This is a genomic window from Bacillus sp. BPN334, from assembly GCF_008368885.1.
GTDB classification, from domain to species: Bacteria; Bacillota; Bacilli; order Bacillales; family Bacillaceae_G; genus Bacillus_A; species Bacillus_A wiedmannii.
Genome location: NZ_QOZW01000008.1, coordinates 431,582 through 456,762, shown reverse-complemented (window position 1 = coordinate 456,762; position 25,181 = coordinate 431,582). Strand labels below are relative to the sequence as shown.

25 protein-coding genes and 3 pseudogenes are annotated in these 25,181 nt (G+C 32.5%); 20 read left to right on the top strand and 8 right to left on the bottom strand.

Going from position 1 to position 25,181, the window contains the following annotated elements:
- Together DN393_RS14450 and DN393_RS14445 are read left to right on the top strand one after the other, a co-directional pair.
- On the top strand, window positions 1–1,542 hold the full coding sequence (locus DN393_RS14450; protein ID WP_064475286.1) for an acyl-CoA carboxylase subunit beta: 1,542 nt from the start codon (window positions 1–3) through the stop codon (window positions 1,540–1,542).
- Between the two features lie 49 nt (window positions 1,543–1,591).
- Window positions 1,592–3,532 (top strand): AMP-binding protein, encoded by a 1,941-nt coding sequence (locus DN393_RS14445; RefSeq protein WP_064475287.1) that lies wholly within the window; start codon window positions 1,592–1,594, stop codon window positions 3,530–3,532.
- 443 nt (window positions 3,533–3,975) lie between these two features.
- Here DN393_RS14445 and DN393_RS14440 read toward each other — a convergent pair whose 3' ends face one another.
- The 3 genes from DN393_RS14440 to DN393_RS14430 all read right to left on the bottom strand — a co-directional run bounded on the left by DN393_RS14440 (window position 3,976) and on the right by DN393_RS14430 (window position 5,549).
- Window positions 3,976–4,173, bottom strand: a complete 198-nt coding sequence (locus tag DN393_RS14440; protein WP_000358738.1) for a hypothetical protein — start codon at window positions 4,171–4,173, stop codon at window positions 3,976–3,978.
- Window positions 4,174–4,473: 300 nt separating this feature from the next.
- Entirely contained in the window at window positions 4,474–4,983 is a 510-nt protein-coding gene (locus tag DN393_RS32410; protein WP_149173640.1) for an exosporium leader peptide-containing protein, read from the bottom strand.
- A gap of 197 nt (window positions 4,984–5,180) precedes the next feature.
- Window positions 5,181–5,549 carry an FtsB family cell division protein gene (locus DN393_RS14430; RefSeq protein ID WP_064475289.1) on the bottom strand — a complete coding sequence of 123 codons (369 nt, stop codon included), beginning with the start codon at window positions 5,547–5,549 and terminating at the stop codon, window positions 5,181–5,183.
- Window positions 5,550–5,877: 328 nt separating this feature from the next.
- On the opposite strand from DN393_RS14430, the gene DN393_RS31575 reads away from it, so the two are divergent.
- From DN393_RS31575 to DN393_RS31970, 4 genes and pseudogenes are all read left to right on the top strand, one after another.
- Window positions 5,878–6,048, top strand: coding sequence for a hypothetical protein (locus DN393_RS31575; protein WP_000284253.1), 171 nt, complete (start codon window positions 5,878–5,880; stop codon window positions 6,046–6,048).
- A gap of 166 nt (window positions 6,049–6,214) precedes the next feature.
- The gene (locus DN393_RS14425; RefSeq protein WP_064475290.1) at window positions 6,215–6,595 is read left to right on the top strand and encodes a hypothetical protein; all 381 of its coding nucleotides are present in this window, start codon (window positions 6,215–6,217) and stop codon (window positions 6,593–6,595) included.
- Window positions 6,596–6,652: 57 nt separating this feature from the next.
- Window positions 6,653–6,821 (top strand): annotated as a pseudogene (locus DN393_RS31975) (terminase large subunit); the annotation flags it as partial.
- A gap of 1 nt (window position 6,822) precedes the next feature.
- A pseudogene (locus tag DN393_RS31970) lies at window positions 6,823–7,102 on the top strand (N-acetylmuramoyl-L-alanine amidase); the annotation flags it as partial.
- A gap of 107 nt (window positions 7,103–7,209) precedes the next feature.
- On the opposite strand, the gene DN393_RS14410 reads toward DN393_RS31970, so the two are convergent.
- Window positions 7,210–7,539 (bottom strand): hypothetical protein, encoded by a 330-nt coding sequence (locus tag DN393_RS14410; protein ID WP_064475291.1) that lies wholly within the window; start codon window positions 7,537–7,539, stop codon window positions 7,210–7,212.
- A 144-nt stretch (window positions 7,540–7,683) separates the two neighbouring features.
- Between DN393_RS14410 and DN393_RS31570 the strand changes: the two genes are divergently transcribed.
- The 6 genes from DN393_RS31570 (at window position 7,684) to DN393_RS14385 (ending at window position 11,053) form a co-directional block, all read left to right on the top strand.
- The gene (locus DN393_RS31570; protein ID WP_142315109.1) at window positions 7,684–7,899 is read left to right on the top strand and encodes a hypothetical protein; all 216 of its coding nucleotides are present in this window, start codon (window positions 7,684–7,686) and stop codon (window positions 7,897–7,899) included.
- A gap of 351 nt (window positions 7,900–8,250) precedes the next feature.
- Window positions 8,251–8,607 (top strand): hypothetical protein, encoded by a 357-nt coding sequence (locus tag DN393_RS14405; protein WP_064475292.1) that lies wholly within the window; start codon window positions 8,251–8,253, stop codon window positions 8,605–8,607.
- Between the two features lie 118 nt (window positions 8,608–8,725).
- Window positions 8,726–9,247, top strand: coding sequence for a GNAT family N-acetyltransferase (locus tag DN393_RS14400; protein WP_149173639.1), 522 nt, complete (start codon window positions 8,726–8,728; stop codon window positions 9,245–9,247).
- Window positions 9,248–9,298: 51 nt separating this feature from the next.
- Window positions 9,299–9,859 (top strand): nucleoside/nucleotide kinase family protein, encoded by a 561-nt coding sequence (locus tag DN393_RS14395; protein ID WP_142315382.1) that lies wholly within the window; start codon window positions 9,299–9,301, stop codon window positions 9,857–9,859.
- Window positions 9,852–10,592 (top strand): alpha/beta fold hydrolase, encoded by a 741-nt coding sequence (locus DN393_RS14390; RefSeq protein WP_064475294.1) that lies wholly within the window; start codon window positions 9,852–9,854, stop codon window positions 10,590–10,592. Before DN393_RS14395 ends, DN393_RS14390 begins: the two co-directional genes overlap by 8 nt.
- Window positions 10,593–10,594: 2 nt before the next feature.
- On the top strand, window positions 10,595–11,053 hold the full coding sequence (locus tag DN393_RS14385; protein ID WP_064475295.1) for a DinB family protein: 459 nt from the start codon (window positions 10,595–10,597) through the stop codon (window positions 11,051–11,053).
- A 58-nt stretch (window positions 11,054–11,111) separates the two neighbouring features.
- Here DN393_RS14385 and DN393_RS14380 read toward each other — a convergent pair whose 3' ends face one another.
- The 3 genes from DN393_RS14380 to DN393_RS14370 all read right to left on the bottom strand — a co-directional run bounded on the left by DN393_RS14380 (window position 11,112) and on the right by DN393_RS14370 (window position 14,152).
- Window positions 11,112–12,128: a D-alanyl-D-alanine carboxypeptidase family protein gene (locus DN393_RS14380; RefSeq protein ID WP_064475296.1), complete on the bottom strand. Its 1,017-nt coding sequence runs from the start codon at window positions 12,126–12,128 to the stop codon at window positions 11,112–11,114.
- A gap of 181 nt (window positions 12,129–12,309) precedes the next feature.
- A complete protein-coding gene (locus DN393_RS14375; RefSeq protein WP_064475297.1) occupies window positions 12,310–13,467 on the bottom strand; it encodes a sensor histidine kinase in 1,158 nt (385 codons plus the stop codon).
- Window positions 13,457–14,152, bottom strand: coding sequence for a response regulator transcription factor (locus tag DN393_RS14370; protein ID WP_064475298.1), 696 nt, complete (start codon window positions 14,150–14,152; stop codon window positions 13,457–13,459). Before DN393_RS14370 ends, DN393_RS14375 begins: the two co-directional genes overlap by 11 nt.
- Before the next feature lie 192 nt (window positions 14,153–14,344).
- Here DN393_RS14370 and yqeK point away from each other — a divergent pair, with 192 nt between their 5' ends.
- From yqeK to DN393_RS14335, 7 genes and pseudogenes are all read left to right on the top strand, one after another.
- Window positions 14,345–14,953 (top strand): bis(5'-nucleosyl)-tetraphosphatase (symmetrical) YqeK, encoded by a 609-nt coding sequence (gene yqeK / locus DN393_RS14365; RefSeq protein WP_149173638.1) that lies wholly within the window; start codon window positions 14,345–14,347, stop codon window positions 14,951–14,953.
- 13 nt (window positions 14,954–14,966) lie between these two features.
- Window positions 14,967–15,649, top strand: a pseudogene (locus DN393_RS14360) (DUF3885 domain-containing protein).
- Complete coding sequence (mtnN, locus tag DN393_RS14355) at window positions 15,646–16,386, top strand: 5'-methylthioadenosine/S-adenosylhomocysteine nucleosidase (protein ID WP_098102356.1); 741 nt, start codon at window positions 15,646–15,648, stop codon at window positions 16,384–16,386. Before DN393_RS14360 ends, mtnN begins: the two are co-directional and overlap by 4 nt.
- Before the next feature lie 15 nt (window positions 16,387–16,401).
- Window positions 16,402–17,037 carry an SDR family oxidoreductase gene (locus DN393_RS14350; RefSeq protein WP_064475300.1) on the top strand — a complete coding sequence of 212 codons (636 nt, stop codon included), beginning with the start codon at window positions 16,402–16,404 and terminating at the stop codon, window positions 17,035–17,037.
- A 102-nt stretch (window positions 17,038–17,139) separates the two neighbouring features.
- Window positions 17,140–17,988: a GNAT family N-acetyltransferase gene (locus tag DN393_RS14345; protein ID WP_000617082.1), complete on the top strand. Its 849-nt coding sequence runs from the start codon at window positions 17,140–17,142 to the stop codon at window positions 17,986–17,988.
- Window positions 17,989–18,096: 108 nt separating this feature from the next.
- The gene (locus DN393_RS14340; protein WP_001059012.1) at window positions 18,097–18,471 is read left to right on the top strand and encodes a hypothetical protein; all 375 of its coding nucleotides are present in this window, start codon (window positions 18,097–18,099) and stop codon (window positions 18,469–18,471) included.
- A gap of 208 nt (window positions 18,472–18,679) precedes the next feature.
- Window positions 18,680–21,346, top strand: a complete 2,667-nt coding sequence (locus tag DN393_RS14335; RefSeq protein ID WP_064475302.1) for a M4 family metallopeptidase — start codon at window positions 18,680–18,682, stop codon at window positions 21,344–21,346.
- 298 nt (window positions 21,347–21,644) lie between these two features.
- Here the strand turns inward: DN393_RS14335 and DN393_RS14330 are convergent, their stop codons facing one another.
- Window positions 21,645–22,871 (bottom strand): AraC family transcriptional regulator, encoded by a 1,227-nt coding sequence (locus DN393_RS14330; RefSeq protein ID WP_064475303.1) that lies wholly within the window; start codon window positions 22,869–22,871, stop codon window positions 21,645–21,647.
- 572 nt (window positions 22,872–23,443) lie between these two features.
- Here DN393_RS14330 and DN393_RS14325 point away from each other — a divergent pair.
- The gene (locus tag DN393_RS14325; RefSeq protein WP_081257312.1) at window positions 23,444–25,117 is read left to right on the top strand and encodes an LPXTG cell wall anchor domain-containing protein; all 1,674 of its coding nucleotides are present in this window, start codon (window positions 23,444–23,446) and stop codon (window positions 25,115–25,117) included.
- Window positions 25,118–25,181: the final 64 nt, after the last annotated feature.

Here is a 25,181-nt window from a genome sequence, read left to right as displayed (position 1 = left end):
ATGTTAGACCAAAAACAACAATCGAATACATTTGAAGAACGAGTTGAAACGATTAAACAAGGCGGCGCACCAAAGTATCACGAACAAAACAAAGAAAAAGGAAAACTATTCGTTCGAGATCGCTTAGCTCTTTTATTTGATAATGGTGAATATGTAGAAGATGCATTATTTGCAAATTGTGAACAAACAGGATTACCTGCTGATGGTGTTATAACGGCAACGGGTAAAATACATGGTCGTACTGCATGCGTAATGGCAAATGATTCAACCGTAAAGGCTGGATCATGGGGTGCACGTACAGTTGAAAAGATTTTACGTATTCAAGAAACGGCAGAAAAATTACGTGTTCCGTTATTTTATTTAGTTGACTCTGCTGGAGCGCGTATTACAGATCAAGTAGAAATGTTCCCAGGGCGCCGCGGTGCAGGAAGAATCTTCTACAATCAAGTGAAATTATCAGGTAAAGTTCCTCAAGTATGCTTATTATTTGGACCTTCGGCAGCTGGTGGCGCATATATTCCAGCTTTTTGTGACATTGTTATGATGGTAGAAGGAAATGCATCTATGTACTTAGGTTCTCCTCGTATGGCGGAGATGGTTATCGGCGAGAAGGTAACTTTAGAGGAGATGGGCGGAGCTCGTATGCATTGCTCTGTATCAGGATGCGGAGATGTTTTATGTAAAACAGAAGAAGATGCGATTACACAAGCAAGACAATACATTTCATATTTTCCAAACAACTACTTAGAGAAGACTCCATTGGTTACACCTCAAGAACCGAAACAATTCGAAAAAACGTTAGAACAAATCATTCCAGAAAATCAAAATGCTCCTTTCAATATGAAAGATCTCATTAATAGAGTTATTGATGAAGGTTCTTTCTATGAAGTGAAAAAATTATTTGCTCAAGAACTAATTACAGGCTTGGCACGTATTGATGGTAAGCCAGTTGGTATTATTGCAAATCAACCGCGTATGAAAGGCGGCGTATTATTCCACGATTCAGCGGATAAAGCAGCGAAGTTTATTAATTTATGTGATGCATATCATATTCCGTTGTTATTCCTTGCAGATGTACCTGGATTTATGATTGGTACAAAAGTAGAGCGTGCTGGTATTATTCGTCATGGTGCAAAGATGATTTCTGCAATGAGTGAAGCAACTGTACCGAAAATTTCTATCGTTGTTCGTAAAGCATACGGTGCTGGTTTATATGCAATGGCAGGTCCAGCCTTTGAACCAGATTGCTGCCTAGCATTACCGACAGCTTCTATTGCAGTAATGGGTCCAGAAGCGGCAGTCAATGCTGTATATGCAAATAAGATTGCAGCTTTACCAGAAGAAGAGCGTAATAGCTTCATTGCTGAAAAACGCGAAGAGTATAAGAAAGATATTGATATTTACCATTTGGCATCAGAGATGGTCATTGATGGTATTGTTCATCCAAACAATTTAAGAGAAGAGTTAAAAGGACGATTCGAAATGTATATGAGTAAATATCAAGTATTTACAGATCGTAAACATCCTGTTTATCCAGTTTAAAAGCCCTATTTAGGGCTTTCTTGCTCAAAAAGTCAAGGAGGGGAAAACATTGAAACAAGCAGTTTGGTTTCCAACAGAAGAGTATAAAGAAAAAACGCGTTTATATGGTTGGATGAAATCATTGGGCTATGAAGATTATGAAACGTTTTATAATAAATCTATTGAAGAAACAGATTGGTTTTGGGGAGAAGCTGAGAAAGCGGTTGGTTACCAATGGATGAAGCCTTATACAGAAGTGCTAGATTTAGAAAATGGTACACCGTTTGCACAGTGGTATAATGGCGGAACATGTAACGTTGTAGAATCAGTTTTATCACGCTGGCTTGCAGATGATGAAACAAGAACGCAACCAGCACTACAGTACGAGGGAGAAAATGGAACTTCAAAATCATTTACATATGAAGATCTTGACAACTGGGTAAGTCGCGTTGCAAACGGTTTGAAACATGCGGGTATTGAAAAAGGTGACCGTGTAACAATTTATATGCCGATGATTCCAGAAACAGTTGTTGCAATGTTAGCTGTTATGAAAATCGGAGCAATTATTTCACCAATATTCTCAGGATTTGCGTCTGATGCAGTCATGACTCGTGTACAAGCGGCAGGATCAAAAATGATCATTACTGCAGATGGTTTTTCACGCCGAGGTAAAGTTGTTTCATTAAAAGACGAAGTAGATAAAGCTTGCGAACATTGTCCAACTGTTGAAAAAGTTGTTATTGTTCGTCATGCAGGAAATGATTTTACACCACATAATTATGATTTCCCATGGAGTGCACTAGAAAAAGAAAAACCATTTACACATGCTGAAGAGATGAATAGTGATGATCCGTTAATGCTCATTTATACATCAGGTACAACTGGGAAACCGAAAGGAACAGTACATACACATGCTGGTTTCCCTTTGAAATCTGCATTTGATGCAGGATTTGGAATGAACATCAAACAAGGTGACCGCGTATTATGGGTAACTGATATGGGCTGGATGATGGGACCGTTTTTACTATTCGGCTCTCTCATTAATGGAGCAACGATGGTTATGTACGAAGGTGTTCCAGATTTCCCAGAAGCAGATCGTTTATGGGAGACCGTTGATAAATATGAAATTACACATCTCGGTATATCACCAACATTAATTCGTGCGTTAATGGCAAAGGGTGATGAGTATGTAAATAAACATTCGCTCAAGAGTTTAGAAGTATTCGCATCAACAGGTGAACCTTGGAATCCAGATCCTTGGATGTGGCTATTTGAAACAGTTGGAAAAAATAATGTACCAATTTGTAACTATTCAGGCGGAACTGAAATTTCTGGTGGGATTTTCGGAAACGTCCTTATTAAACCGATTGCACCGATTAGTTTTAACGCATCTTTACCAGGAATGGCAGCGGTTGTGCTCAATGATCAAGGCAATCCAATTCGTGATGAAGTTGGAGAATTATGTTTAGAGAAACCTTGGGTTGGTATGACGAAAAGTTTCTGGGAAGACGATGAGCGTTATGTGAACACGTATTGGTCACGTTTTGAAAATAAATGGGTTCATGGTGACTGGGTGATTTATGATGGTGAGCAATATATTATTACAGGACGCTCAGATGATACGTTAAACATTGCTGGAAAACGTATTGGACCTGCAGAATATGAATCTATTCTTGTTAAGCATAATGATGTCATAGAAGCTGCCGCGATTGGTGTACCTGATGATGTAAAAGGTGAAGTTTGTCATTGTTTTGTAGTATTAAGGGACAATGTAACATTCACAGGAGAGTTAAAGAAAGAATTAATGAGTTTAGTAAACTCTCATATCGGAAAAGCATTGTGTCCAAAAGATATTCACGTTGTAGAAGATTTACCAAAAACACGTAATTCTAAAGTAATGCGACGCGTCATTAAAGCTGCTTACTTAGGAAAAGAATTAGGGGATTTATCATCACTTGTAAATCCTGAAGTAGTTCCATTTATTCAGGGGTTACAGTCTAGTAAACTATAAAATTACGAATGAGCTCTATGTAAATAGAGCTCATTTTTAATGTTTACAAAAAGGTAAGAGAGAAAAAGTAAATTTGAAGTTAAAAAATCTACTATTAGTGTTAAGTATGTCTGTTTGTTTTTAGTTTTTATCAAAATAGGATACTGTTGCATATCTATCCAATGGAGTAATTGAATTTTGTTAAGAATGAAAATTTAGTGAAGAAAAAAGTAATGAATAAAAGGAGAAATCCCTGGGGGACAGGGATTCAATAAAGGAGATATCATTGTCGTTCAATGTCGAAATTTGGCGTATTCGACAAATTAATATTATCACGAATTTTCAGGAGATTGTGATAGTGGATGTGTCAAAAATGTGTACGGGTTCCATATAAAAGTGTTAATTAAATAGGAAAAGGGAAAAGAATTAAGTTCACTCGTTCTTAAGATTTTTCCCTTTTAAATTTACTGCTTGTTCGTTGTTCTATATACATCTGAAATTGGTAAATCGTCGCCATGTAAAGCTTGAGTACTGTCCTTTTTGTTTGAATCATGTGCCTCCTGAGATGTTTCTTGCATTTGCTCTTGGGCTTTACTAGGGGTATTCAGCGCATCCGATGACACATAATCAAGTTGTTGACTTAATAGATTTTTTTTATCCATGTTATGTAGCTCCTTTTTGAATTTAGATATAAAAACGAAGTGTTTTTAAATAGTTACGTGGGTATTATGTATCTTTGAATGGAATTATATACATAAACTATATTGAGAATTTAACTAATTATAAAAATCACTTGTGATGACAAGTTTAAGAAATATAAAGATCATTAGTTCTTAATAAAAGCTTTATTTTAGTAGGGTGTTTCGAAATTTCATTTGAAAGGAACATCCCAATGATAAGATGAGCACTGTAAATCAGTGCTCATCTTATCAGAAATTGCTTAGTACTTAAAGATAAAACCATTACGGACAATTCACAATGGTAATAGTGACGCTAGCCATTGTTCCAGGAGAATCAAGAAGTGAAGCAGTAACGGTTACTGTTCCAGGCCCATTAGCGGCTAGAAATACAGCGGTAAAGTTACCTGAAGCATTTGTAATGACAGCAAGAGGAACCATGAAAGCAAGAGAAGGATTACTAAATGAAAAACTGACCACTACTCCTGGAGTAGGACTACCGTTTACTAATACTTGACCCGAAAAAAATAAAGTATTATTTCCTTGAGTGGATACACATGTCGTGGTTTCGTTAGAAGTCAAAGTAATAGATGCAGGCCCAGCAGGAAGATTAAATCCAGTTGGTCCAGTTGATCCAGTTGATCCAGTTGATCCAGTTGGTCCGGTTGGTCCGGTTGAACCCGTAGCTCCTGTAGAACCGGTGGGACCAGTAGGGAATTGAAAGGGTTGAACAGGTGGAAGTGTAGGTCCAATAGAACCCGGATTAAGTGCAGCAAAAGATAAAAACTCGTCCATTATTTATCACCTCTAAAAATCGTATTACTAATAGTAAATGTAATGATAGAGCAAAGTGAAATGGACAAGCGGTTGTATTTTAATAAATTAAACAAAATTTTTATTTGATAGAAAGAGAGATTAGTACGATTCCTTTAGAAATTAAATATAAAAAGGCGAGTATTTTCAAATCGCCTTTTGGGTAATGCAGTGTAATTTTATTCAGTTATTTGAAAAATAGTTTCATTCGGTTTGGAAAATCCATACAGTTTCCTTGCGAATTTTAAAATTTCTTCTTCACTATCTGTTAAAGTTTTAACATCATTTTTAAGGGAATGACCATCCTTCTTTAAAGAAGATAATTTTTGTTGCTCCGTATTAAGCGTGATTTGTTTTTCTTTAATCATTTCTTGTTGGTTATTAAGAGAATATTGAAGGACAAAAATTATAGGTAATATTAAAACCAAAATAGTTATAATACGGCGTCTTGTTTTTTTATTACTACCTTGTTGGGTGTTAGGGTTCACTTGCTGTGAGGGTATATTAGGATTTGATTGTTGGGATGATACTTTTGGGATGTTTCCCATTAAAAGGCCTCCATTACTGATTGTAGAATTTAAACTATTTAAAAGTATTATAAATGTTCAATAAGGATTTTAGAAGATATTTTAATATAGGTGAGTTTTGTAAAGTTTAAACAAAATTTTTATTTAAATAAAAGAACTCCCGATTGTCCGCGGGCTCCTAAGGGAAATCGTCAAATAATGAAGTACTCGACTAATTAATGATATCATGAATTTTTTGGTAAAAACACTGGTAAATTCATCCGAATTAATGAGAGCATCATTTGAAACAAAAACGCTATTTTAATAGGGAGGGGAATAATGATGATGCCATGGGACAAGCGAGTATACATTGTATCAAGGTGATCATTTTATTACAGAGGGGACAATTTTTGAGGTTAGTGAAAAGGCGAATAAATCATTATATTGGCTTCGGTGCATGTTAGTTCCAAGCTATGAAAAAGTGTGCGGTAATAGTACAAAGCGACTTTGGTTGATTCGGATAGATGATGACGAAGAATGATGTGAAAATTTCATTTCGTAGAGAAATAAGGTGATTAAGGATGGGCATAGAATATGCCATACTTGTATTAAAAAAGAGCAGAATTTAGCCTATATATAAAGATGTTGGAATTGTTCTAAAGGGGGGAATATCTGAAATATAAATAATTGAGGGGAGTGAACTAATAATGGAAACTAGTACTTTTTTAGGATTGTTTTGGGGATGGGTAACGGTTATTGTATCGGGAATACTTTTCGTACGACCATCGGTACTACGTGAATTGAAAAAATTAGTGGTTGAAGACAGAGGATTTGGTATTATGTATGGTTTTCTATCGATTTTCCTAGGGTTAGGTAGTGTAATCCTACATAATGTATGGGTATTCAACTGGCAGGGGTTCCTAACGTTTATTGCATGGCTTGCATTATTAAAGGGAATCTACATAATTGTATATCCTGAACCTTCCAAGAAAACAGACTTTGAAGTAAGGGTACTATCTACACGTATAGCGCTCGCTATCATTGGCGTCTTGGCTTTATGGATGCTTATAGTAATCTATATAAAATAATCTTTTTCTAATAAGGAAGTTAATAAAATATGAGAAAATTCCATTATAATACTAATTTTAGAATGTTGCATTGCGAAATGGTCAGAAATTCTTGCTTACAAATCGTCCATTCCCTAATTTACATGCTCAAAAATTTATAGGAGCATTAGAATTTGCGAGTATTCGGGATTTTGGTGTATGTGGTCTTTTAGTTAGACAAAATGGTGCGTACATTTTTAAAACTCATAGACGGCTGGTTGAATCTTGGCGAAGAGCAATAGATTAAATACGATTCTTTTATGTGAAGTTCGATAAAAAAGTACAGTAGATTCATCTATTGGAGGAAAACGTGGTGTTTCTAAAAGAAATAATTTATGTTTCTATGATTCACCAACTTGGCAGGATAAAGACGTTGCTGGTTCTGTTAATGTATGATTAGAGTTTGTTATTGATGCAAAAGTAAGTGTTAAAGGAACACTACAATACAAGGTGCACAATAGCAAAGGAAAAACATACTGCTGTAAATAAGCTTATTTGTATGTGAAGTAATTAAAGAGTCGATTTATAAGAGTCAGCTTATTTTTCAATACTCCACTCAACTAGTAATTATAGATGCCAGTTTAAATCTCTACGTGTTAATATATAAAAAGCTGACTATATTTAGTCAGCTTTTTATATATTCTAGTATTTATCGGTCCCAAAAGACATATTCTTTCCTTTAATTTGACATTTAATATATTACCAATGTTTTCTTTTACAATGACAACAAATAAAGAAACATTTACAGCGACACTTATTTCGTTTAGAACGCCAATCATCATCACAATGGTGTTGTTCTTTAGATTTCCACCAATCATCATTGCAATGCTTTTCTTTAGAACGCCAATCATCATCACAATGGTGCTGTTCTTTAGATTTCCACCAGTCATCACAACAATGCTTTTTCTTAGAACTCCAGCAATCATTTTTCCAGGACATTTTTTATACCTCCCTTCAATTAGGGTTCATATTATTCTATGTTTTAGTAAAAAAATGGCTTGTTTATTAACCTATTATTTTACCTTTATATGATAGAGTGCTTTCTACTAAATATAGAATTCATACAAACTATGCTTAATTTTCAAAAGGTAGTGGAGAGAACTGCTGGTTATGATATTAATCAACAAACACTTGTTGAAGAAAACGTTCTGATTTTAAATAATATCTTATTTTGGAGTACGCTTTTTTTAATGTATATTTCACAACAGCAAAGGCAAAACATACTATATTACTGCAAACAAAGCCTATGTATATGTGAAGTAATAGGAAAAGCTGGTCCCTCTTAAAGGAGCCGGCTTATTAAAAAAAACAGGTTCGTTTGAGAAAGAGGTTGTCTAAATTTTAAATTCAGCAGAATTAAATCCAAGTCCAATCATTAAACAGGCCTTTAATTGTTAGAGGTCCGTTTTGTTATTAATAAAGAAAAGAATGTTATTGTCGTTGAAAGCACGTTTATACTAATAATGCTACATATTTGGAGTATTTGAATTGAGTATTCATACAGTAGTATATTCGTCTTTAATATATATATAAAAGTTTAGTACAAGTGTTTGTTTTTTTGTTTCTATGCTTTTGTCTCGTACACTTTTAAGCTATTGGACATACTTTACTAATAGAAATGATTAGGGGGTGAGGATTTGGGTTCTCGATTTAATAATTGTAGAAAAAAATGTACGTGTAAACATGATGATTGTTGGGATGTTTTTGAAGAGTGTAAAAAAGAACAGCATGAGAAATGTGACAGCTCTTGTGTACAAGGAATTAGAGACGAACTTAAAAAATTAATTAATAAAACAGTGCGAATTAACACTGAAGGACGTACTTATATAGGTACTGTTTCTTCTGTAACTTGCGATGTTGTTAAGCTGGCTGCTATTCCTGGTTCAGTTGCAGCAATTATATCTCTTTGTAAAATTGAAGCGATTTTACCACCTGCTACAACTGTTGTTGATGAGTTTGATTTTAACGGTGTTGACGTAGCAAATAAAGAGTAATTATGCTTTATTGATGCTAAGCCATTCTTATGAATGGCTTTTTATTTTGTTTAAAAGGGAATATATTTTTCATATAGAAATAAATTTGAAGGTGTATAAAAGGTTGTGTGAAAGGAGAATGAGAGTGATCAAGCTGAAACAATTTACAAGAACTGATTTCAAACAATTAATAAATTGGATTGATTGCGAAGAATTTTTAATACAGTGGTCAGGAAATGTATTTACATACCCTTTACATGAACAACAATTAGAAAAATATATTGAATGCAAAAATACGCTTGCATTTAAAGTAATAGATGAAGAGACTATAAAAGTAATTGGTCATATTTCACTTGGGCAAATTGACAATATAAATAAATCTGCAAGAATTGGAAAAGTGTTAGTTGGTGATACGAAAATGCGAGGGCGTTCTATAGGGAAACATATGATAAAAGCAGTATTACAAATTGCATTTAAAGAATTAAAACTACATAGAGTAACTCTTGGTGTTTATGATTTTAATACGTCGGCCATCTCATGTTATGAAAAAATAGGATTTGTAAAAGAAAGTTTATTAAGAGAATCCAAAAAAGTAGGAGAAACATATTGGAATTTATGGGAAATGAGTATGTTAGAATATGAATGGAGTGATAAAAAATAATAGTTTTTTATAATTATGTTATGTCAATTAAAAGGGGTATGGTGGGAAGTTATGAATAAAAATACTAAAGTAATTTCAGTTGCAGCTGTTTCAGGAGGAGGTAAAACTACTGTTACAGAAAGTTTAACTCACAAGTTAATGAATTCAAAAGCACTATATTTTGATAGCTATGACTTTGATAATTGTCCTGCTGATATTTGTAAATGGATTGATGATGGAGCAAATTATGATGAATGGTTACTTACACCATTAATTAAGGATATTCAGCATCTGTTACAAAATAGTTATCTAGATTATATTATTGTAGATTATCCTTTTGCATACCTAAATAGTGAAATGCGACAATTCATTGATGTAACCATATTTATCGACACACCTTTAGATATTGCGATGGCTAGAAGAATTTTGCGAGATTTTAAGGAAGATACAATGAGTGAAATACAAAATAATTTAAAACACTATATAACATATGCTAGAAAAGCATATTTAGAGGCACTTCATACCGTAAAGCCAAATTCAGATATTGTTTTGGATGGATCTTTATCTGTCGATGAAATAATTAATCAAATTTTAGAGTCACTTAATCGGAGAGAAGTAATCGTCAATGGTTAAATGTATAGAGGAATATGTACAAGTTGATGATTTTAAAATGTATTCAAAAGTATTCCAAGGAAAGCAGTTGCAACCTGTTATTATAATGGAGGCAGGCTATGGCGATTATTCAAAGACATGGGATCATATCGCTAAAGAGTTGACGGAATATGGGACGGTACTTACATATGATCGAGCGGGCGTAGGAAAAAGTGGGAAGAGTTCCAAGAGACGTATTAGTTCTGAAATGGTAAAAGATTTAAGGTGTTGCTTGGCGCAATTACAATTGAAACCACCTTATATTTTTGTAGGACATTCTTTTGGCGGTATAAATGCACGTTTATTTGCGACTTTTTATCCCGAAGATATGTTGGGAATCGTTTTGGTTGATTCGACACCGGAAAATTATAAAGAAGATTTTCTGCCAATCATGTCTCCAGAATTTCAAGAAGCTTACTATAAACAGTTTGTATATGAAAGTTCTTATGAAGAGTTTACATTTAGTTTAAGTGAAGTAGATAGACATTGTAAATCAATGAATGATATTCCACTTGTCGTGTTAGCTGCTGGTAAAAAAACTTTTTATTCGCAAGCTGCACAACTGAAGTGGTTACAGTTGCAAGAAGAATTATTACGATTATCATACAATCATAAATTTGTAATTGCAGAACAAAGCGGTCACTATATTCAAAAAGATGAACCATATTATGTAATAGATGCGGTTAAGTGGATTGTTGAGGTAGGGGAGAGATAAATATGTACACGTTATTTCAATACAATTGGCAAGTAAGAGATGATTGGTTTAAGTGGTGTGAACAACTTTCAGAGAAAGAATTACTCCGCAAGCGTGTAGGTGGTGTTGGGAGTGTTTTAGAAACATTATTCCATATTGTCGATGTTGAGTACAGCTGGATTAGTGCGCTTCAAGGAAAAGAAGATAATGAACCGCAGTTTAAAGATTATCAATCCATCCAAAAAGTGAAAGCGTTATCTAATTTATATATACGAGAATTAGAAGATTTTTTACAGTTGTGGTCATTTAGCCTAGAATGTAAGATATTAAAAGCTTCGTGGACAGATAAAACATATACATACGGTGAAGTTTTAAGACATGTAATTGTACATGAAATTCACCATATCGGTCAGCTATCTATATGGGCGAGAGAATTAAATCTTCAGCCTGTTTCAGCGAATTTAATTGGAAGAGGACTATAGATTTAGAAACCGGCTTGCACTGTGAATGCAAGCCGGTTTTTATATATAAGAAGATTTCTTAGTTGAAATCCTCGGATTTTTTCTGACGTATATGTAAAAACATTAAAATTGTAATAATGAAGAAAATCAATAATGTTTGTATAATCAAATTTTTAAACTGAAGTAAAACTGTCCACGATGTAACAGTATCTTTAAAAGCTTGGAGTGCAGAGTACGAGGAAGGATCAAAACCATACTGTAGTAATTTTTTTGTTTCAATAAAAGTACTGTTTTCATCGTCGGCGTCTAATATTACTGAAATAAGTCTAGTATCTCCTCGTTTTGCTGTACTGACAAAACTATAATTACCATTAGTTGAAAAACTAGTTTGTAAGCCATCAACACCTTGGAGTTTAATGTTTTTATTAAGGGAATAAATCATTTTATTTGTGTTGAAAACTTTTGAGTCTTTGAAGGTAAATTGGTAAGAGGTTAGTTTCGTAATGTTCAATACATTAGGAAAGTCTTTTACTAATTGTGTTGCTAGTTTAGCTACGTCTATAGCTGTTGTAGTTGATTGTTTATTTGTATCGTTATTCATTCCAGTAGCATTTAGAAACGGGGATGGTTGTGATAACTTTAGTTGTTTTGCTTTCTCATTCATTACAAGTGTAAAGTTATCTTCGTTTCCAGCAATCTGTTCTGCAAGGGCAAGTGCGGAACGATTATTCCCTGTCAAAAACAATGCATGAAGTAAATCACGAACTGTCGTTTTATCTTTCGAAGTTACTTGTATAGGGCTCGTTTCTGCTCGGAAAACTTCGTTATTTATTTTTACTAATTCATCTAACTGTATTTTCCCTTCATTCAGCTGCTCCATTGCGATATACTCTGTCATTAATTTAGATAAAGTAGCTGATTGTATAGGAATTTCTTCATTTTTTTTATAAACAACTTCACCTGAATTAGCATCTATTAAAATAGCTGATTTAGCTTGAATAATTGGACCATTTACATAAAGGTAAAAATATAAAACGATAAGTGCTGTAATAACAAAAGATAATAATAAAATTGTGAATTTTTTCAAGAATTGCATAAGCGATCCTCCTACTATGACATCAATAATAGTATTGTAAAAAAGAATGCTTAATTAGGAAGAAAGAAAAGGTAAAGAATTTCTAAAGAATTATAAAGGATTATTTAATTTTGGATATTGATGGAAAATAAAAGGTTCAATTTCTTATATGATAAGAAATTGAACCTAAAATTAAATTGTATTAACATTTATATGGTTGTAGTTTTATAGTGAAAGTTGTTCTTTTCTCATCACTATATACTTCAATTGTTCCTTTATGCAATTCGACAATACTTTTTGCAATTGCCAATCCGAGTCCAGATCCACCAGTGTTTGTCGAGCGCGATTTCTCCACGCGATAAAAACGTTCAAAAATATGAGGTAAATCGGTACTCGGAATAGGCTGGCCGTAATTTGTAATATCAATTGCAATCATATTATTACTTTCGTAAGCAGTAATATCAATATACTCACCATCGCTACCATAAGCGATAGCATTAATAATTAGATTTTCAAATACGCGAACTAATTTATCACCATCAGCTAATACCATGAGTTTTTGAGATGGAAAAGAAGGTCGACATTCTATATTAGCTTCTTGAACCTGTATGCGGAATTGAACAGTTAATTGTCCAAGTAGCTCTACAATATCAATAGGAGCAGAAAATAAACTTAACTCTTTATTTTGAACACGTGTATATTCAAACAAATCATTCATTAATGCATTAAGACGGGTTACTTTATCGTAAATGACTTGTATGTAATAGCGTAATTCCACTTCATCTCTATAATTATCATGGTGGATTAAATTCACGTATCCAACTATAGAGGTAAGAGGAGTACGTAAATCATGCGATACATTTGTAATAAGTTCACTTTTAGCTTGTTCCGCCTGTCTTTCTTCATCAATTGAGACTTTCAATTGTTCAACAATTTGATTAACACCGGTCGCTAACTCTTCCAGATAATTATGATGTACGATAGAAATTTTATGATTGAAGTTTCCATCTGCAATATAACGAATCTCTTCTATCATTTTTTTAATACAAGTTTCATAGTAAAGCTTTCTTTCATGACGATAAAAAATGTATAGGTAGGATGAAAAAATAGAAAATAAAAACAAATAAGATACAATCATCATCCAGAGAGATTCTTTTATTCCTTTATATTTTTCATATCCAAAAATTCTAATGAATTCTTTGCCGAGTTCGCTTAATGTAAGTGAACTTTCAATTACACTTGTAACAAGACGATATATTATTAATTCAGTAATAGGAGTAAGTGTGATGGCTAACATAAACCAAAAAATCAACTTCCATTTTGGGATATCTTTTAATATATCAAATGCTTCATTTCTCAATTTTATAGCCTACTCCCCAAACAGTATGAATAAACTTCTCTCCATTCATTCCTGTTTCAAGTTTATCCCGTAAATTACTAATGTGGACCATTACAGTTTTATTTGAGCCATAACCATCTTCATTCCAAACGCGTTCAAAAATTTCTTCGGAACTAAATACTCTTCCGGTATTACTCGCAAGTAAATATAAAATATCAAATTCAATAGATGTAAGTTTAATATATTCTCCATTTACTTTAACAGTATGATTATGTTTGTGTATTTCAGCAGAACGAATACGAATAATACCATCTTCATTTTTGGAGGAAGTGGCATTTTGGAAAGATGATCTTCGTAACAAAGCTTTCACTCTAGCTACTAATTCTAATGGATTGAATGGCTTAATCATATAATCATCTGCACCTGTCATAAGACCTAATATTTTATCCATATCTTCGGCTTTTGCACTCAGCATAAGAATAGGTACAGTATTATTCTCACGAACTTCCTGGCAAACTTCTAATCCGTTTCGTTTTGGCATCATTATATCCAAAACCATAAGGTCAACTTCATATGTAGAAATCATTTGCAATGCCTCATCGCCATCGTATGCTTTATAAATGTTATAGCCTTCATTTCGCAAATAAACAGCAAGTAACTCAACAATTTCTTTATCATCATCAATAATTAATATGTTTTTCTTCATTATGTAGTTCCTTTCCTAACAAATCATTAACATTACTATAATATCAAACATTTATGTATTTTGTAGCCATGATTCCACATAAAATTTCATGTAACGTATAAAAAAGGGATTAAAACATTCATAACGAATACAAATAAAAAGGATATTTAAATACAACGTTATATTGAATGTTTGGAAGAAGGGGGACTTATGATGTTATATAAAGATATTTATTCATTTACTCCGACTGGAAAAATTGAAAATAATATAAAAGTTTTTCTATTAAAATACAATAAAGAACTTACATATAAGCATTCAATTCGGGTAGCAAATGAAGCCCAGAAAATTGTGATTAAGTATCATGAAAACGAGGAAAAGGCAGCAATGGCAGCATATTTACATGATATTAGTGCAATCTTTCCGAATGAAGAGCGGGTTGCAGTTGCTGAACAATTTGGAATAGAGATATTACTAGAAGAACGAGAATTCCCGATGATTATTCATCAAAAATTGTCGAAAATAATTGCAAAAGAGATATTTAAAGTGGAAGATGAAGAAATTTTAAATGCAATTAATTGTCATACTACACTACGTAAGCATGCAACGAAGATGGATTTAGTGTTATTTGTTGCTGATAAAATAGAGTGGGATCATAATGGGACACCACCTTATTTAGTAGAAGTAAAAAAAGGATTAGAAAAATCTTTAGAACATGGTGCTTTTTCATATATTTCATATTTGTGGGATAGAAGAGACACGTTGAAAGTTTTACATCCGTGGCTAGATGATGCATATTGGCAGTTAAAAAAAATTGTAGAGTAGAAAGGGTATAAGAATGCAATTAAAAGAATATATGAATCAAACATTTCCTGGAGTTACATTAGTACCACATATATACTTTCAGTGGAAAAATCATTTGCATTTTCATTTTGGGAAAGGGAAATGTCCAAATGTCGAAATGTCGAAAGAACCGACGATGTAAATATGGAATACTTCACTCAACTATATACATATAATAAATACTTATTTGAAGATATATTTTCAAAAGAAGATGAAGTGTTTTTAGTAATAAATGTTTATCGATTTAAAAAGGAAAACGTGAAAAATTCGCAGAAAATAAATGTATATAATCGATTTATTAAAAAGAGGGATTTAAAGTTCCAAATAAGACAAGAAACAGTACCTTTTCTATTTGAAGATGAAGAAGCTAATTTATATTGTACATATCAACTTTCGTTAAAATGTTTTGCTAGCGATATAAAGTATAAACCGCTTATTCAAGCTGCGAATCATGAAGATTTTCCAGGTCTTAATCCTCGTTTTGGACGTAAGGAAGAGATTTCTTATCCAGATGTATTTCTCATAAATGCAACGAAAGATATTATCATGTTTGTTTATGATGATAGAGGATGTGAAGTAATTGCGAAGAATAAAGAAACAATACGAAATTTATATGAGAAATATAAAGAGTGGATTCCAGATTATGAACGAGAAAGTATAGATAACTTATTTACATGACAACAATGGGGGAAGTGAAGCGTGTAATGAAACGTATTGCAATCGTAGCCGCATGGGAACCAGAACTTACGTATTTGCATCAATATTATCCAAGTGAACGCATTGAAAAAAGAGCAGCTTGGGAATTTCATTTTCATTATATCAATGATCTGGAAATTATTTCTGTTATAACTGGAGTTGGGAAAGTAAGCTGTGCTAGTTGTGCGCAATTATTAATTAGTGAATTTCAGCCAGATGAGTTGTTTATGACAGGTATATGTGGAAGTCTATCAAATAAGGTGAAAAATGGACATATTGTAGTAGCCCTTAATGCAATACAACACGACGTTACTGCTGCTGGTTCGGGGGAAGATGTTTTTAATTTATATAATGGTAGAACAGCACCTATTGAAACAACAAAGTCACTTGTAAGAAGAATAAAAAAGATACGATCTTATGATCCGATTCATTATGGTACATTTTTATCTGGAGATCAACGTATCCGTAGTTCAGAAATGAGATATTTACTCCATACTGTATATGGAGCATTGGCGGTTGATCAAGAAGTGGCAGCTTTTGCTTATGTGTGTCAAATCAATAAAAAACCTTTTCTCATTTTAAAAGCTGCTTCAGATCAAGCAAATGATAAAACGAAAGAGGAACAAAAAATCTTTAAAATGTTAGCGTGTGAACGAGCGTGCGAGCATTTAATTGCTTTTTTACGTGTGTATGAGATTAATGTAGTAAATAATAGATAGTAAGAGGGATTAATATTGGAAAGTACAAATAAAATAGCTATTCTGGGTGCAAACGGGAAAGCTGGGAAATTCCTTGTAAACGAAGCATTAGAAAAGGGATATCAAGTAAAAATATTAACAAGAAATTCTAATAATATGACGATAACTAATGAAAATTTAGAGACTATTATTGGAGATGCACGTGATTTTTCTTCAATACGTGAATTACTTCAAGGGTGTCAAGCTGTAATTAATGCGGTAGGTCAACCAAAAAATGAATCTTATATTTTTAGCACAGTAACAAAGCATATTTTAGAAGCAATGAAAGAGTTTGAAATAAAACGATATATTCTAATTTCTGGTGGTTCTTTAGATGTTACAGAAGATCAAAAGGGAATTGTAAATAAAATAGGAGCTACCTTGTTTAAAGCATTTTTATCAAAGATGATGCAAGATAAATATAAAGAATTGCAAACTATTCAAGGTAGTGATGTAGATTGGACAATTGTTAGATTACCATTTGTTATGGAAGGGAAGAGCATTGGAAATATAAAGGAGAGTTTAGTAGATATGCCAGGAATCAAAATTCAAAATAGTGATATTGCACCATTTGTGATAAAACAAATTAACAGTGAGAGATATGTAGGGAAGTGCCCGTTTATTTCAAATTAAATGGTTTAATTAAAAGTTAAAGAATGATGGGTAGATTGGCACTAGTACATTTTACGTATTTGAATGCTAAGTTTAACACGAGTAAGTGGGGGAGAATTTTATATGATTCAATACAAAAGATGCAGTGAAGTAAGTATAGATTTAGTGTATGAAGCTTTTAAAGATGGATTTTCAGATTACATTATTAAAATGGAAGTTTCAAAAGAAGATTTTATAAAAAGGTTTTTGGGACCAGAAGGGAATTCACTAAAACATTCCTTTCTTGCTTTAGACGGTAACAAATCTGTTGGTGTAATACTTGGCGGGATAAAGGATTATGAAAACATAAAAACAATGCGTTGTGGAACATTAGCGGTTCATCCTAATTACCGCGGTATTGGTGTGAGTCAAAAATTATTTGAACTGCATAAGGAAGAGGCGCTTCAAAATGAGTGTAAGCAACTTTTTCTTGAAGTCATTGTAGGCAATGACCGAGCGATTCATTTTTATACGAAATTAGGCTATGAAAAAGTGTACGATCTATCTTATTATAATTTAAAAGATATGACTAAAATAATAAATAAAGATTGTAAGGAAATTGAAGTAAAACAATTAGAATTTCCAGCTTTTAAAGTTGAAATTCAGAAATGGTTACACTTCCATATAAATTGGCAAAATGATATGGATTATATCGAAAAAACAAATAATACATTTTACGGTGCATATGTCGATAATGATTTAAAGGGTTCAATATGTATGAATGAACAAGGTAAAATTAGTTTTATATTCGTAGACAAAGACTATAGAAATCGTAGTATTGGATCAAAATTATTACAAGTAGCAAGAGAAAACTTACATGTATCAAGTTTATCAATTGGGTTTCCAAACAACAATTTACTGGAAGGGTTTTTAAAGAAAACTGGATTTGAAAAGAATTCATTAGCACAATATGAAATGTATGTATTGTTATAAAAAGCGAAAGGAGTCATTATTTCGCTTTTTATTTTTGTGCTATATTGATATTTTATTTTGTATAATATTCTTTTTTTATGTAAAATAGATAGGATGGGAGGGGATGAAATGAATAATGGATTAAAGTTTAAGATTTTTGAATTACATTGTTTCGTTCAAAAGACTTATTCTGATATTAAAATAGCATGTGATATTGCCATTTATCAAGAAAACACTTCTAAATATTTAATTTCATTAGGGTTTTTAAATAAATCATATATGACTTATATAGAAGCAAAAAGATTTTATCGTGAAAATGAAGAACTTATAAGTGTAGAATTTGATAATTTCTTTGATACATATGATAAATTAGAACAAGAATTAAAAAAAGTTATTTCAACTGAAGATAAGAATCCTTCATTGCTACATAACAGGCTTGATCAGTTTCAGCAAAAAGTTGAAAATATAAATGACCTAATAAAAGTATTGCAAAATGCTCGTTAAAGAATACTTTTTCTTTTTCATATAGAAAGTATGTATTAAAAATATATTAGGGATATGACATATTGAAGAGGTGACTTTTGTTGATTACAGAAGTCATCTTTTTATAATACAGTTTTGCGTAATGTGATGTACTTTTTATTTTTTCTATTTTTGATAGGAATACATTGAAGCAGTTTCATATTTTAGGAAATTATACGAGGAAAATAAAATGAAGAATAAAAAAGAAATAGCTATAGTTGCATTAACAACAGGGTTAGTTTTAACAAGTGTAACACCATATGGAATAGCTTATGCAGAAGAAACGGGTCAAATGCAAGTTGAAATTCATGAGGATTCGTTCCGTACAGGTGCACTTACACAACCATCACAAAAGATGCCTGAGAACGTAGTGAAAGATGCACTTAAGGAAAAGGCGGAGCATGCTTTGTCTCCAAAACAAGTTAGTGGGGACAAAGGAGTAGATTACAAAGTTGTTCAAAAACGTGCTTCTTATGATGGGACTACACTTGTGCGTATGCAACAAATATATGAAGGTAAAGAAGTATATGGACACCAATTGACTGCCCATGTAGATAAAAAGGGTATTATTAAAAGTATTTCAGGAGAAAGTGCACAAAATTTAACACAGGTAGATTTAAAGAACACTAGTACTTTCTCAAAAGAAGAAGCAAAACAATATATTTATACGAAATACGGGAACGATATTAAATTTATTTCTGAACCAGAAGTTAAGGAAGTTATTTTTGTTACTGAAAATAATGGGCAGGCTAGCAATGCATATCAAGTTACATTTGCTGCTGCAACACCAAACTATGTAACTGGAACTTATTTAGTGAATGCTCATAATGGTGATATGTTGAAAAATATGGTGCAAGAGTCAGATTTAAAAGTAAGTGAAGAGCATGTTGAAGCTATTAAGGAGAGTAAAAAAAGCAATTTTAAATCATTAACCGGAACTGGAAAAGATGATTTAGGTATAACTCGTACATTCGGTATTTCTGAACAAAGTAACGGGAAATATGCGCTTGCTGATTACACAAGGGGGCAAGGAATTGAGACGTACGATGTAAATTATAGAGATATTACTTTAGAAGGTAAATATTATCCTGGTATATTAGCAACTAGCACTTCAACAACATTTAATGATCCAAAAGCGGTAAGTGCTCATTTCTTAGCAACAAACGTATATGATTTTTATAAAGACAAATATAAGCGTAATAGTTTTGATAATAAGGGGAAAAAAGTAGTTTCAGTTGTACATGCATGGGATTCTGGAGAAATAGATGATCCTAAAAATTGGGGAAATGCATTTAGTGCTAATGTTAACAATGTTAGTATGCTTATATATGGTGATCCAATGGTTAGAGCGTTTGATATAGCGGGCCATGAATTTACACATGCGGTTACATCTAGCGAATCTAATCTTGAATTTTTCGGAGAATCTGGAGCAATTAACGAGGCATTATCTGATATTATGGGAACGGCTATTGAGAAATATATAAATAATGGAGAATTTAATTGGACAATAGGAGAACAAACTGGATCAGCTCTTCGTAATATGAAAAATCCATCTGCAGTCAAATTTTTTAATGGAGTACCGTATCCAGATGATTATAGCAAATACAGTGATTTAAACGGAGAAGATAATGAGGGCGTTCATTTCAACTCAAGTATTATTAATAAAGTCGCGTATTTAATTGCACAAGGTGGCACTCATAACGGTGTAACTGTAAATGGTATTGGTGAAGATAAAATGTTTGATATTTTCTATTATGCAAATACTGATGAATTGAACATGACTTCTAATTTCTCTGAATTAAGATTAGCGTGTCTTAAAGTTGCAACAAACAAATATGGAGCGAACTCAATTGAGATTGAAGCGGTTCAAAAAGCTTTTGATGCAGCAAAAATTAAAGGAACAGTGAAAGAAAACGAAAAAAACGCAGAAAACGAAATCCCAGAGCTAACTGTACCGTTTACAATTACACTGCGTATAGGTGATACGTTTGACCCGATGAGTAACGTAAAAGCTGTTGATAAAGAAGATGGTGATTTAACAAATAAAGTAAAACATAAAGGCGATGTAGATACTTCTAAACCAGGTACATACATTGTGGACTACTCGGTCGTTGACTCTCAAGGGGGACATACAGCGGCTACACAGACTGTAATTGTAGAGGGAAATGGAGAAACATTAGATTTAAACCCTACATTAACAGTGCCTACTGCAGCGACAATTCATGTAGGAGATTCATTCGATCCAATGGCAAAGGTATTAGCTATTGATAAAGAAGACGGCGACCTTACTTCTAAAGTAAAAGTTAATGGTGAAGTAGATAGCACTAAAGCCGGTACTTACGTATTAACGTACATAGTTACAGATTCTAAAGGTCATAAAGTAACTGCGGAACAAACTGTAACGGTCAAAGTTAGAGATGAAGTTAAAAATGAAATACCAATACTAAAAGTACCTGCTACAACTACAATTACTGAGGGGGATCAATTCGATCCAATGGTAGGAGTATCAGCTACTGATAAGGAAAACGGTGACCTTACTTCTAAAGTAGTTTATGAAGGAGATGTAGATCCCTCTAAAGCTGGTACTTTTAAAATAATATATAGTGTCACAGATTCTGTAGGTAATGAGATACATGCAATACAAAAAGTATTAGTGAAGGATAAAGATACTAGCAAAGCTAAAGGTCTTACTAATAACAGTAATATCCCGAACAGCATTAATTCTGATAAAAAAGAATCTACATATAAAGAGCTTCCCAACACGGGTGCAAGTGAAACGAACAGTACAGCAATGGGCATATGGATGATTATTGTCAGTACAGTACTCACTTTGGTTCGCAAATTTAGAAAGATATAAAAATAATAGTAGGGATTATTTCTCACACAATAATTATTAGATGAATTTTTTACTTAATAAGATTTTAGTATTTAAGTAGTGTATTTGGCTTCTATAAAACTTTGTGCCTGGACACTGTTTTGCCTACAGACCTACATTACATATAAAACACGTTACTATTCTCATTCAAATAAAAGAATAGTAACGTGTTTTTTTGATTTAAAAATAGCCTAAATTCAAAAGGCCATGAGTGTGGAAGTAATTCTAATCTGCCATTGATAAGTTACTAAAAACACTTTGTTTTAATGAAAGTTTAACTCTATATGACAACATGAGATTTTCGGTATTTACCAGGTGTTTCGTTAGTGAATTTTTTAAAAATTTTAGTAAAATAGCTTTGATCACTAAAGTTGAGCGAAGCACATATGTCTGATAAGGGATAGGTTGTGAAAGTTAATAACTTTTTTGCTTCTTCGATTCGTTCACGTTGAATGTACTCAATTAATGAAATACCGACTTCTTTTTTGAATAATATAGATAAATAATCTGAATTTACGTTTGCAAATTTAGCAAGTTGTTTAACAGATATTTGATTGTAAATATTTTCAAAAATATAGTTTTTGCAAATAGCGATTGTCTTTGAGTGCTTCTGTACTTTTTGTGCTTTTACACAGTCTGCAAAAGTACAGAAAACATTTCTTAATAAATCCCAAACAGATTGTGTGTCTTTTAAATCCTCTGTCTTTTGAATGTGTAGATCGTAAATCTTGTAAGCGATCCCGGAAGGAAGTCCTCCTTTTATAGCATATCTAGTAGCAAGTGTGATGGATGAAATACAAATGTTTTTATGACGTCTTAATTGATGAAATGAAGATAAGGATGAAAGAGTCTCTTGTTGGAATTCGTAATAATATTTGAGTGCGCTTTCTTTATCCCCGTTTTCTATAGCTCCAAGTAGTTGGTTCTCTATATACAAATTATGACAGATAGATTCGTTTTTTTGCATTGAAATATATACATCCTCGTTTAAGATACTGCTATGACTTACATGAAATGAGTCACTGTTATTTGAAAAGGTACTTACATCTGAATTTTTTTTATAGAGAATATTATAGAACAATATTGCTATATTTACAAAGAAATTTTGATCTTTGACTGACAATGAAAAATAATGGTCTCTTGTTCTTTTATAATTCGAAATAAAATTAAGGTTACTATCCGTTTTACTTGTAGAAAAATTTACATGTGTCAAGGGCCCAATAATAACAGTACCGTTCACTATATAATGGCTCTTTATGTGAATTAAAATGAAGTGCCCTAAATATTGGTGAATTCTGAAGATAGGCGAATTAAATGAATCATTTTTTTGAAAAAGCACATGTAACTGTTCTATTTTTGATTTATAGAACGAATGTGAATCATCTTTTGATGTAAATTCTAAAAGAATATTTTTGTTACAATCTAAAAAACAAACTGGAATTTCAAAAGATTGGAAAAACATATTACAAATGTACTCTATCTCAACTAGACTGAGCTTTTTAGTCATATTATTCCTCCTTACAGTTGTGTGTAATAGTTGAATGTTTATATATTCCCTTTTTTCATAATAAGTAGAAACGGAAAAACTTTATCTATAAAAATTATAAACTTCTAAGAATAATACCATAATTTAACATGGTTAGCACATATTATTTGAATATACAGGTAATAGTTTTAGGGGGGAACGTAAAATATGAATTGTCACACTTATTCGTTGTTCATTGCTTATATGTATCAAAAATGATTAAGATTGGATTTTAAATAGGGATAGGAAGGGAGAGATTAATGAATTGAAGTTAAGTAATTAATGTGAATTTTCGATAGAAGTTAATATGTAACGATTTTCGAAGTAGAGATATAAGTGTAATTCAGGGGGAAAACTACATATATCATACGGAGAGACAACGTAATAATAGAAAATAAGAAGAGTGAATAAGTGATTGTAAACAATGGATTGTTGGACGACTATGTTTTAGGTTACTCGTTTAAATCTGGTACTTGGCACACTATTGCTTTTAAGAGGGTAATAGTAATAAAGAGATTTTTAAAATGATAGAAGTAGTAAAGGGGATAAGAGAAATGAAAAAAATATTTAGTGTGCTTTTAGTATTTTTCTTAACATTTTCTACATGGTCTAGTGTATTAGTAAAGGCAGCTTCACCATCCAAAGGTACTTTAACGATTCATAAATATGAACAAGAAAAAGAAAAAGAAAAAGATGGCGCACCGGGGCTAGAAGGTGATGGCTCTGCAAATCAAGAGGTACCAACAAATGCGAAACCGTTAAAAGGTGTAACGTTTGAAGTGAAAAGGGTTGCATCGTTTGAAAAAATTTCAAACGATGGGAAAATCGTGAAAGAAGATGTGAAGCCTATAATGGGAGCAACTCCAACTCAAGTAGTAACAGATAATAACGGACAAGCTGTATTAAAAGATCTTCCGCTAGGACGTTATGAAGTGAAAGAAGTGGCAGGACCTCCGCATGTTAACCTAAATCCAAATACGTATACAGTGGATATTCCATTAACGAATAAAGAGGGTAAAGTGCTAAACTATGATGTTCATATGTATCCGAAAAATGAGATTAAACGTGGTGCAGTTGATTTAGTAAAGACTGGTGCAAATGAAAAAGCATTAGCAGGTGCAGTATTCTCTTTATTTAAAAAAGATGGTACAGAAGTGAAAAAAGAGTTAGTAACAGATGGTAAAGGGCATATTCGCGTGCAAGGATTAGAGTATGGGGAATACTATTTCCAAGAGACAAAAGCGCCGAAAGGGTATGTACTAGATCCGACTAAACACGAGTTTTTTATAAAGAACTCCGGAACTATTAACGAAGATGGAACAATTACTTCTGGTACAGTAGTTAAAGTAGAAGTGCAAAACTATGAAGAACCAAATATTGATAAAAAGATTAACGGGGATTTGGAAGCGTTACCAATTAATCCGTTAACTAATTACAATTATGATATCAAAACATTAATTCCAGAAGACATTAAAGAATACAAAAAATATGTAGTAACAGATACTTTAGACAATCGTTTAATGATTCAAGGAAAACCAGTCGTGAAAATTGATGGAACGGAAGTAAATGCAAGTATTGTAGAGGTAGCTGTAGAAGGCCAAAAAGTAACAGCTACAGTAAAAGATTTCACAAAGTTAGATGGTAAAAAAGAATTTCATTTACAAATTAAATCACAAGTAAAAGAAGGAGTACTATCTGGTTCGGAAATTTTAAATACAGCAAAAATTGATTTTATAAATAAAAATGATGTAATTGGAGAAAAGGAATCTAAACCTGTAGTTGTTGTTCCGACAACTGGAATTATCGAGTTAACAAAAGTTGATGGTGCTGATAAGAAGAAATTAAAAGGTGCGGAGTTTGTACTTAAAGATAAAAATGGAAAAATAGTTGTTGTGGCAGGTAAAGAAGTCACAGGTGTATCAGATGAAAATGGTGTTATTAAATGGACTAACATTCCGTATGGAGACTATCAAATTTTTGAAACGAAAGCACCAACTTATAAAAAAGAAGATGGTACAACAGCTTCATATCAATTATTAAAGGACCCTATTGATGTAAAGATTAGCGAAAATAATCAAACGGTTAAATTATCGATTGAAAATAATAAAAGTGGATGGGTTCTTCCTGTAACGGGTGGTATCGGAACGACTCTATTTACTGTACTAGGCCTTGCGTTAATGGCTACAGCGGCATTTGTTTTCTTTAGAAAAAAGTTTGCTAATAATTAAGGTTTTAGGAACATGTAACCAAGTGATGTGAAAAGGGGAGAAGCAAAATGCTCCCCTCTTTTCA

Coding starts and splice junctions, on each gene's coding strand:
- DN393_RS14425 (WP_064475290.1), top strand. CDS start 6,215: ATGGAAACTAGTACTTTTTTAGGATTGTTTTGGGGATGGGTAACGGTT.
- DN393_RS14390 (WP_064475294.1), top strand. CDS start 9,852: ATGGTTAAATGTATAGAGGAATATGTACAAGTTGATGATTTTAAAATG.
- DN393_RS14440 (WP_000358738.1), bottom strand. CDS start 4,173: ATGGATAAAAAAAATCTATTAAGTCAACAACTTGATTATGTGTCATCG.
- DN393_RS14395 (WP_142315382.1), top strand. CDS start 9,299: ATGAATAAAAATACTAAAGTAATTTCAGTTGCAGCTGTTTCAGGAGGA.
- DN393_RS14400 (WP_149173639.1), top strand. CDS start 8,726: ATGAGAGTGATCAAGCTGAAACAATTTACAAGAACTGATTTCAAACAA.
- yqeK (WP_149173638.1), top strand. CDS start 14,345: ATGTTATATAAAGATATTTATTCATTTACTCCGACTGGAAAAATTGAA.
- DN393_RS14380 (WP_064475296.1), bottom strand. CDS start 12,128: ATGCAATTCTTGAAAAAATTCACAATTTTATTATTATCTTTTGTTATT.
- DN393_RS14340 (WP_001059012.1), top strand. CDS start 18,097: ATGAATAATGGATTAAAGTTTAAGATTTTTGAATTACATTGTTTCGTT.
- DN393_RS14385 (WP_064475295.1), top strand. CDS start 10,595: ATGTACACGTTATTTCAATACAATTGGCAAGTAAGAGATGATTGGTTT.
- DN393_RS14430 (WP_064475289.1), bottom strand. CDS start 5,549: ATGGGAAACATCCCAAAAGTATCATCCCAACAATCAAATCCTAATATA.
- DN393_RS14410 (WP_064475291.1), bottom strand. CDS start 7,539: ATGATTGCTGGAGTTCTAAGAAAAAGCATTGTTGTGATGACTGGTGGA.
- DN393_RS31570 (WP_142315109.1), top strand. CDS start 7,684: ATGCTTAATTTTCAAAAGGTAGTGGAGAGAACTGCTGGTTATGATATT.
- DN393_RS14330 (WP_064475303.1), bottom strand. CDS start 22,871: ATGACTAAAAAGCTCAGTCTAGTTGAGATAGAGTACATTTGTAATATG.
- DN393_RS14450 (WP_064475286.1), top strand. CDS start 1: ATGTTAGACCAAAAACAACAATCGAATACATTTGAAGAACGAGTTGAA.
- DN393_RS14345 (WP_000617082.1), top strand. CDS start 17,140: ATGATTCAATACAAAAGATGCAGTGAAGTAAGTATAGATTTAGTGTAT.
- DN393_RS14370 (WP_064475298.1), bottom strand. CDS start 14,152: ATGAAGAAAAACATATTAATTATTGATGATGATAAAGAAATTGTTGAG.
- DN393_RS14325 (WP_081257312.1), top strand. CDS start 23,444: ATGAAAAAAATATTTAGTGTGCTTTTAGTATTTTTCTTAACATTTTCT.
- DN393_RS32410 (WP_149173640.1), bottom strand. CDS start 4,983: ATGGACGAGTTTTTATCTTTTGCTGCACTTAATCCGGGTTCTATTGGA.
- DN393_RS14335 (WP_064475302.1), top strand. CDS start 18,680: ATGAAGAATAAAAAAGAAATAGCTATAGTTGCATTAACAACAGGGTTA.
- mtnN (WP_098102356.1), top strand. CDS start 15,646: ATGACAACAATGGGGGAAGTGAAGCGTGTAATGAAACGTATTGCAATC.